Source organism: Streptomyces sp. OfavH-34-F (assembly GCF_022347745.1).
Classification (GTDB): domain Bacteria; phylum Actinomycetota; class Actinomycetes; order Streptomycetales; family Streptomycetaceae; genus Streptomyces.
Genome location: NZ_JAKRGC010000436.1, coordinates 1 through 4,158, shown reverse-complemented (window position 1 = coordinate 4,158; position 4,158 = coordinate 1). Strand labels below are relative to the sequence as shown.

The window sequence follows — 4,158 nt, the reverse complement described above, 5'->3', positions numbered from 1 at the left end:
GGCCACGACGTCGAGGAGGCCCGGCCGCGCTACGGGCTGATCGGCCTCGGCTTCGTGCCCCGCGCCACCGCCGGCATCGCCGAACTCGCCGCCCTGCACCCCGAACCCGCGCTCCTGGACGCGCGCACCCGCAGCGCCCTGCGCACCGGAACCCGGCTCGGCGGCCGGGCGGTGCGGGCGGCCAGGGCGCGCGAGGTGCACCAGCACCGCAGGATCGGCGCGTTCTTCCACCGGGAGCGCGGCGGCGCCGGGTTCGACGTGCTGCTCACGCCGACGACCGCGCTGCCGCCGCCCCGGATCGGCCGGTTCGACGGGCTGAGCGCCTGGCGCACCGATGTGGCGATCACCGAGGCGTGCCCGTACGCCTGGCCGTGGAACGTGCTCGGCTGGCCCGGCGTCAACGTCCCGGCGGGCTTCACCCGCGACGGCCTCCCGGTCGGCGCCCAGCTCCTGGGCCCGTCCCGCAGCGAGGAGCGGCTCGTCTCCCTGGCCGCCCAGTTGGAGGACGACCGCCGCTGGCACGCGTACCGGCCCGCACTCTGAGGCCTCCCGGCCGGATCGTGCCGGGAGCGCGGACCTCACGGCACGCGGGCGGTCCAGGCGTCGTCGGCGAACTTCGTCCGGACCAGTTCCTGCGCCCTGGCCAGTTCCTCGGGCGTCACCGCGCCCCGCGTCAGACCGTGCCGGTTGCGGAAGGACTCGATCATCCGCTCGATCACGGCCTGGCGGGGCAGCCCGGTCTGCCGGCGCAGCGGGTCCACCCGCTTCTTGGCGCTCTTCGTGCCCTTGTCGGACATCTTCTCCTTGCCGATGCGCAGCACCTCCAGCATCTTGTCGGCGTCGATGTCGTACGACATGGTCACGTGGTGCAGCACCGCGCCGGGGCCGCCGTCCGGGCCGACCACGCGCTTCTGCGCGGCGCCGGCGATCTTGCCGACCTCGGTGGCGATGTCGTTGAGCGGTTGGTACCACGCCTTGATGCCCATGTCGCCCAGCGCTTCGAGCACCCAGTCGTCCAGGTAGGCGTAGCTGTCGGCGAAGGACAGCCCGGAGACGAGGGACTGGGGCACCGCGAGCGAGTACGTGATGGTGCTGCTCGGCTCCGCGAACATCGCGCCGCCCCCGGAGATCCGCCGGACGACGGTGACGCCGTGGCGCCGGACGCCCTCGGCGTCGACCTCGTTGCGCAGCGACTGGAAGCTGCCGATGATCACCGCCGGGGAGTCCCACTCCCACACGCGCAGCGTCGGCGGCCGACGGCCCGCCGCCACCTCCGCCGTGATGACCTCGTCCAGCGCCATGTGCAGCGCGGGGGACTGCGGGGCGTCGTGGATGAGCTGCCAGTCGTAGTCGCTCCACTCCGTGGCCTGCGCCAGCGCCCGGCGCACCGCGACGGCGACGCCCTCCGAGGTGAGGCCCAGCATCACCGTCGACTCCGGGAGCGCCCGGTCGATCCTGGCCGCCAGGGCCGCCGTGTCCGTGGTCGCCGGGGCGCCCTCCAGCGCCGCGTCGATCGCGAGGATCGCCTCGTCCGGCTCCAGGAAGAAGTCACCCGCCACCCGGACGTTCCGCAGCGCCCCGCCCTCGACCTCCAGGTCCACGACGACCAGCTTGCCCCCGGGAATCTTGTACTCACCGTGCACGGTCCTGCCTCCACTTCCGCCCGGCCGGCCCGCCGACGTACGGACCCGGTCTGCGACAACGCCACCGTCGCACGGATTAATCCGCCGGTCGCGCCCGGACCCCCGCACGCGGCGCGGCGCCCCGGGGCCGTCCTCGCTTCGACTCCTGTGGTCCGTACCAGAGTCTTGACACGGCCTTTCTTCACTTCTTAAATCACGTAGCGGACCGAGTACCCCCTCTCGGCCCGACGCACATCCGTTTCCCTCTACCGCTCGACCTGTCATGCGCATGACTTCCATGCGCACGGCGGGGTTCCCCTTCCCTCCCCACACACCCCGGAAGGGAGAGTCATGGACTCCCCACGCCTTTCGCGGCGCCTGCTGCGCTCCGTACTCCCGGCCCTCGCCCTCGCCCTCGCCACGGCGGGACTGGCCGGCACCGGCGGCCCCGCCGCGGCGGACGCCGCGCCGATGGCCCAGGCCGCCGCGAGCGCCACCACGACGTTCTCCGACGAGTTCGACGGCCCCGCGGGCGCGGCCGTGGACAGCGGCAAATGGCAGATCGAGACCGGCGACAACGTCAACAACCACGAGCGGCAGTACTACACCTCCGGCAACAAGAACGCCGCGCTGGACGGACAGGGCCACCTCGTCATCACCGCCCGCAAGGAGAACCCGGCCAACTACCAGTGCTGGTACGGCACCTGCCAGTACACCTCGGCACGGCTGAACACCTCCGGGAAGTTCAGCCAGGCCTACGGGCACGTCGAGGCGCGCATGAAGATCCCGCGCGGCCAGGGCATGTGGCCGGCCTTCTGGATGCTCGGCACCGACCTCGGACAGGTCGGCTGGCCCAACTCCGGCGAGATCGACGTCATGGAGAACGTCGGCTTCGAACCCTCCACCGTCCACGGCACCCTGCACGGCCCCGGCTACTCCGGCTCCGGCGGGATCGGCGCCGGCTACACCCTGCCGGGCGGCCAGGCGTTCGCCGACGCCTTCCACACCTTCGCCGTCGACTGGGCCCCCGACTCCATCACCTGGTCCGTCGACGGCAACGTCTACCAGCGCCGCACCCCCGCCGACACGGGCGGCAACCCCTGGGTCTTCAACAAGCCGTTCTTCCTCATCCTCAACCTGGCGGTCGGCGGCTACTGGCCCGGCGACCCGGACGGCGGCACCCCCTTCCCCGGTCAGCTCGTCGTCGACCACGTGCGCGTCACCACCGGCGACAGCCCGGGCGGCACGGGCGGACGGATCACCGGCCTCGCCGGCAAGTGTGTGGACGTCGCCGGCGCCGCCACCGCCAACGGCACCCCCGTCCAGCTCTACGACTGCAACGGCACCGCCGCACAGCGCTGGACCGTCGGCGCGGACGGCACGATCCGGGCCCTCGGCAAGTGCCTCGACGTCGCCTCCGGCGGCACGGCGGACGGCACCAGGGTCCAGCTGTGGGACTGCAACGGAACGGCCGCGCAGAAGTGGGCGGTCAGCGGCGCCCGCGACATCGTCAACCCGCAGGCGAACAAGTGCCTGGACGTGACCGGCAACAATTCCGCCAACGGCACCCCGCTGCAGATCTGGACCTGCGCCGGCACCGCCAACCAGAAGTGGACGGTCAACGGCTGACCCGGCCGGACGGGCCCGGACCCCCCAGCCGGCCGGGCCCGTGCCCATGATTGGCTGGGGGCATGATCGATGACTTCCTCAACGGTGACCTGACCAGGGTCGAGGCGGCGGTCCGCGCAGCGGCCGCCGCCGAGATCATGCCCCGCTACCGGCAGCTCGGCGCCGACGAGATCGTCGAGAAGAACGGCCCCCACGACCTGGTGACCGTCGCCGACCGGGGCGCCGAGGAACACCTCACCGACTCCCTCGTCCGGCTCCTGCCCGGCTCCGTGGTCGTCGGCGAGGAGGCCGTGCACGCCGACCCGGCCGTGTACGAGGCGCTGCGCGGCGACGCACCCGTGTGGATCGTGGACCCGGTGGACGGCACCCGGCAGTTCGTCCGCGGCGAACCCGGCTTCTGCACCCTGGTGGCACTCGCCCACAAGGGCGAGGTGCTGGCCTCCTGGACCTACGCCCCCGCGCTCGACGAGATGGCCGTCGCCGTCCGGGGACGGGGCGCGACCCTCGACGGCACCCCGATACGCTCGGGCTCCCCCGAGCCCGACGCCGTGCTGCACGTCGCCATGTCGCACCCCGACTACACCACCGACGAACAGAAGCGCGCCCTGCGCGGACTGCGCACCGAGGGCTTCGCGGCCCTGCGCCCCTGCGGCTCGGCCGGGCTCGAATACCTGGCCGTCGCCCGCGGCGAGGTCGACGGTCTCGTCTACGACTGGGAGTACGCGTGGGACCACGCGGCGGGGCTCCTGCTGGTCGCCGAGGCGGGCGGCGCGCACCTCACGCTCTCCGGCGGGCCCTTCCGGATCGCCGGGGGCAACGACATGCCCTTCACCGCCGCCCGCGACCGGGCGACCGCCGAGCGCATCCTGGCCGCCCTGCGCGCGGGCGCCTGACCCGGGGACGGCGG

General features: G+C 73.2%; 4 protein-coding genes. 3 read left to right on the top strand and 1 reads right to left on the bottom strand.

Annotation, left to right across the window (positions count from 1 at the left end):
- Positions 1-543: amidase family protein (locus MHW47_RS32795; protein WP_275449905.1), on the top strand; the 543-nt coding region annotated here is incomplete at its 5' end.
- A 35-nt stretch (positions 544-578) separates the two neighbouring features.
- Here the strand turns inward: MHW47_RS32795 and MHW47_RS32790 are convergent.
- Positions 579-1,643 (bottom strand): biotin/lipoate A/B protein ligase family protein, encoded by a 1,065-nt coding sequence (locus MHW47_RS32790; protein WP_239227486.1) that lies wholly within the window; start codon positions 1,641-1,643, stop codon positions 579-581.
- A gap of 330 nt (positions 1,644-1,973) precedes the next feature.
- On the opposite strand from MHW47_RS32790, the gene MHW47_RS32785 reads away from it, so the two are divergent.
- Both MHW47_RS32785 and MHW47_RS32780 read left to right on the top strand, forming a co-directional pair.
- Positions 1,974-3,251 (top strand): glycoside hydrolase family 16 protein, encoded by a 1,278-nt coding sequence (locus tag MHW47_RS32785; RefSeq protein ID WP_239227485.1) that lies wholly within the window; start codon positions 1,974-1,976, stop codon positions 3,249-3,251.
- 62 nt (positions 3,252-3,313) lie between these two features.
- Positions 3,314-4,144: an inositol monophosphatase family protein gene (locus MHW47_RS32780; RefSeq protein WP_239227484.1), complete on the top strand. Its 831-nt coding sequence runs from the start codon at positions 3,314-3,316 to the stop codon at positions 4,142-4,144.
- The last annotated feature ends 14 nt before the right edge of the window (positions 4,145-4,158 follow it).